4 protein-coding genes are annotated in these 4,323 nt (G+C 64.3%); 3 read left to right on the plus strand and 1 reads right to left on the minus strand.

Going from position 1 to position 4,323, the window contains the following annotated elements; all coding sequences use genetic code 11:
* A partial coding sequence (locus tag B7X32_RS18870) for an O-antigen ligase family protein (RefSeq protein WP_292723228.1) occupies window positions 1-526 on the plus strand: 526 nt, incomplete at its 5' end.
* Between the two features lie 16 nt (window positions 527-542).
* Here the strand turns inward: B7X32_RS18870 and B7X32_RS18875 are convergent.
* Window positions 543-1,853, minus strand: coding sequence for a UDP-glucose/GDP-mannose dehydrogenase family protein (locus B7X32_RS18875; RefSeq protein ID WP_292723230.1), 1,311 nt, complete (start codon window positions 1,851-1,853; stop codon window positions 543-545).
* A gap of 131 nt (window positions 1,854-1,984) precedes the next feature.
* On the opposite strand from B7X32_RS18875, the gene B7X32_RS18880 reads away from it, so the two are divergent.
* Both B7X32_RS18880 and B7X32_RS18885 read left to right on the plus strand, forming a co-directional pair.
* Window positions 1,985-3,112, plus strand: a complete 1,128-nt coding sequence (locus B7X32_RS18880; RefSeq protein WP_292723233.1) for a nucleotidyltransferase family protein — start codon at window positions 1,985-1,987, stop codon at window positions 3,110-3,112.
* Between the two features lie 87 nt (window positions 3,113-3,199).
* The coding region (locus B7X32_RS18885; protein ID WP_292723236.1) for a DUF4012 domain-containing protein at window positions 3,200-4,323 on the plus strand (1,124 nt) is incomplete at its 3' end.

Genomic DNA, 4,323 nt, shown 5'->3' on the forward strand with positions numbered 1-4,323 from the left:
ATTGCTCGGAACCTGGGCGGGAGTTGTTTCCGACTCCGCAACTTTGGGTCGTGCGCAGGAGAATCTTCTTGACGCTTCGGGGCGGCTGGAACTGTGGAACGGCGCGTGGACCGCATTTCAAGAATTGCCACTATTCGGGTGGGGTCCCGGCGTATACGGAACGTTGTTCGAACCCGGAGGGGTTCCGGCTCATTCCTGGGTTCTAGAGATCCTCGCGGGCGTGGGTCTGCTTGGGGCCCTCGTCTTTTTCCCGCTGATCCTGCGCGCGTATCTCGGCGGCGTGCCGTTGTGGCGGCGTTCGGAGGACAGAGCATTCGGAACGCAGTCGAAGGTCTGGAATGCCACGACCGCACTTGCGATCATGCCAAGCATGTTCCTGTCGACCCATCAATGGAACGTGTGGGCGTGGGCCGTCATCGGTCTGTGGACGTGTTCGCTTGCCCTCGACGATCCAGACGACAGGAGTGAGAAGGTGCGCCTCGAGGCGCCTTCCAGCAGTCGACGGAGGTTTGAACGTCAGGTTTGATCGGCGAACGCCCCGATCACGGCCGTCCCATCCCGAAGTAGGCCCATCCCGCAGCGCGCCATGATGTGGGGTCTAGAGCGTTTCTGCCGTCGACGATGACCCTGTCGCGGACGAGGTCGGCCGCATGCTGGGGATCGAGCTGGCGCCGGTACTCGTCCCATTCCGTCACGAGGACGACAGCGTCCGCGCCCTGGAGTGCCGCGTCGCGGTCTTGTTCGTAGTGCAGCTGCGGATGAATCCTTCGCGCATTCTCGATCGCGGCCGGATCCGTGATCACAACGTCCGCGCCCAATCCGTGAAGGCGTACTGCAACGTCGAGCGCGGGGGAGTCTCGTACATCGTCGCTGTGAGGCTTGAAGGCAGCGCCGAGAACAGCGACGCGCTTGCCGAACACGACTCCGCCTAGGCCTCCGACCACGAGCTGGACGGCGCGCTCACGACGTCGTAGGTTGATGGCGTCGACCTCGCGGAGGAAGTTGACGGACTCGCCGCGACCCAGCTCTTCCGCTCGGGCGGCGAACGCACGGATGTCCTTGGGGAGGCAACCTCCGCCGAACCCGATTCCGGCGCCGAGAAACTTGCGGCCGATGCGCGTATCGTGTCCGAGAGCATCCGCCAGTTGCGTGACGTCTGCGCCGGTGGCTTCCGCGATTTCAGCCATTGCGTTGATGAACGAGATCTTTGTCGCGAGAAACGCGTTTGCCGAGACTTTCACCAGCTCTGCGGTCGCGTAGTCGGTGACGATGAACGGCGTCAGCTTCTCAATCGACGGGTGGAACACTCGCCGAAGTGTGTCGACAGCACGTAGGCCATCGGATCCTTCTTTCACGCCGACGACGATTCGATCAGGGTCGATGGTGTCGTGTACCGCCCACCCTTCGCGGAGGAACTCGGGATTCCAGGCGAGTGTTGCGCCGACGCTCTCAATGCTCGGCGCCAGCCGTGCAGCAGTCCCGACCGGCACGGTCGACTTCCCCACGACGAGGTCGCCCGGTTCAAGGTACCTGACCAAATCCTCGATCGCGGCGTCCACGTACCTGAGGTCTGCCGCATCTCCCTCCGCCTGCTGGGGAGTTCCGACGCCGACGAAATGCACGTCAGCGCCGCGGGCCTCCGACATCTCCGTAGTGAAGGAGAGCTGTCCCGATGCCAGACCGGAAGCAAGAAGTTCGTTGAGACCCGGCTCGAAGAAGGGAGCCTCGCCGGATGCGAGAAGGTCGATCTTGCGGTGATCGATATCGATGCCGACGACCTCATGCCCGATAGACGCCATTGCTGCCGCATGCACCGCTCCGAGGTACCCGCAGCCGATGACTGACAATCGCATTAATTCTCCTGGAGATTGGCGGACGACTAGACAGATCCTCGTTGCGGTTGCCTCGAGCCCCATCGTAGTCAGTTATCAGTCTGGCGATGATCACGTGCGACGTCTGAGAGAACGGGTGCCAGTATGGTTCCATGACGGACTGGGCGGCGACGGCGTATGGCGCGCTAGATCTGCGCACCCACGAACTGGCCGACCAAGGTTTTGAGCTGATCGTCATACCGACGCGCGCGGGAGAACCGCGGTTTCTGTTCGGAGCTGGCGCCGCGCTTTGGCGGAGGTTGGTTGACGGATCGGTGACGTCCCGCGTCGGTCAGGAGCCAGCTACTCAGGCAATGCTTCTGGAGATGGCCGAGGCGGGATTTGCGTCACGTTCGCCGTCCGAGAACTCCGTGGTTGCCCACCTCTCTGGCCCGTGGATGTCGTCCCCCCTTCACGAGCTCGTCTACGCGTTGGTGGAGCATGTCGCGCGCGAAAACAGTATCGACGTTGTGTTCATCAAGGGACCGCTCTTGTATGCGCAGGGATTGCGCGTGCGCGAGCACTCCGGTGATGTCGACTGCTGGACGCGCCCCAAGGACGCTGGGCGCCTCAGCTCGGCGCTCGAGGCTTGGGGGTGGGCGCCGCTGCACGTACCGTTTGAGGGCACAATGGTTTCGCACTCCATAACGATGCAGAGCGATTCCTGGGGCTGCGAGATCGACATCCACACACGATTTCCCGGTATCGCTGCGGCACCGGTGGACGCTTTCGAAGAGGTGCTCGCGGCTACCGACCAGCGGCAGTATGCCGGGGTCGAGGTCAACGTGCCGACGGTGCCCCTGCATGCCGTGATCGCGTCGTTGCATCTGCTCAGACCGCTGGGGGGCGACGTCCAAGAAACCGATATCGAAGAGGCCTCGCGGATATTGCGCGCCGGCGGGCCGGACACAATCGGGCTCACTCGATCTTTGAATGCCGGCTATGTCCTCGCTCGACCTTTGGCGATGGCTTTTCCTGAGGCCGATACATCGATGCTCGACGCCACTGTTCCCGAGGACTGGGCGTGGCGAAGTGCCGACTCGGTGTTCTCTGGTCAATGGAAGGCGCTCTCGCTGGTCCCGTGGCGACAGCGGATCAGGGTTGCGTTCCGCCTGCTGTGGCCGAGCCGGGCGCGCCTTCGAAGCTCCTACACCGATGCCGGTACAACCTGGCGCGAGATGACTGCGTTCAGGATCCTGCGGCTCAGAAGCGCGATAAGAGGCTTGTTCCGCCGTTCTTGAGTCGACGCGGTCTTTCGATGAAGCGGAACACGGGGACCTGAGCATCCCGTGACAGTTCATCAGCTGTCCGACTGATTGAATTGAGTCATGATGAGCACGCCTCCCTCGCGCCGCGAGCTCCGCGCACAGAAGACGGACGCGGGCCCGTCGGATCCCGCGGCGCGGAAGCGTCGGATCTGGCCCTGGATCGTCGGCGGAGTGTTCCTCCTGCTCGTCGTGGTGGCCGTCGTCGGCGGGCTCATCGGCAAGCAGGTCTACGACAAGGCGATGTCTGCCAGGGGGCATCTCGAGGCCGCGATGACCGGCGTGCAGCAGGTGCAGAAGTCCGTGCTGGCGGGCGACCTCGATGCGGCGGCGAAGAGCGCCGGCACGGTCTCGGCCCAGACGGCGGCGGCCGTCGCCGCGACCAAGGGATGGCAGTGGGAGTTCGCCGAGAAGCTCCCGATGGTCGGCTCCAACCTCTCCGCGGTCCGCACCGTCGCCGAGGTGACGGACGGACTCGCGAACGACGTCGTGCGGCCCGCGGCGAGCGTGAAGCTGAGCGATCTGAACATCGCCGACGGGCGGATCGACCCCGCGTCGATCACTGCGCTCTCGAAGACCTTCGACTCCGTCGAGGCGGGGATCCAGAAGGCGACGGCCGCTCTCCGCAAGGTGGACAAGGCTCAGCTCGTCGGCCAGGTCGCCGACGGCGTCACCAAGCTCGACACCGAGCTGACCAAGCTGAGCCCGACCATGACCACGGCGCGCGAGGTGCTGAGCGTGCTGCCGGATGCCCTCGGCGCCAAGGGCCCCCGCACCTACCTGCTGATGTTCCAGGGGAACTCCGAGGCGCGGAGCCTCGGCGGCAACGCGGCCCAGTTCCTGCCGATCACCGTCGACAACGGCACGATCACGCGTGGCACGGTCGTGAGCAGCGCCGACTTCAAGCGCCAGGGCAGCCCGGATCCCGTCGTGGATCTGGATCCGCAGGCCGTCAACATCTTCGGAGACAAGATCGGCCGGTACACGCCCGACTTCACGATGGTGCCGAATCTGCCGGAATCGGTCAGGATCCTCCGTGCATGGTGGGCGAGGGACGTCGGGACGAACTTCGACGCCGTGCTGTCGATCGACCCGGTCACGCTGTCATATCTCCTCGAAGCGACCGGTCCTGTGACGCTCGCGACGGGCGATCAGCTGACCGCGCAGAACGCGGTGCCGCTGCTGCT

It is taken from the genome of Microbacterium sp. 13-71-7 (genome assembly GCF_002257455.1).
Taxonomy (GTDB): Bacteria; Actinomycetota; Actinomycetes; order Actinomycetales; family Microbacteriaceae; genus Microbacterium.

Coding starts and splice junctions, on each gene's coding strand:
- B7X32_RS18875 (WP_292723230.1), bottom strand. CDS start 1,853: ATGCGATTGTCAGTCATCGGCTGCGGGTACCTCGGAGCGGTGCATGCG.
- B7X32_RS18880 (WP_292723233.1), top strand. CDS start 1,985: ATGACGGACTGGGCGGCGACGGCGTATGGCGCGCTAGATCTGCGCACC.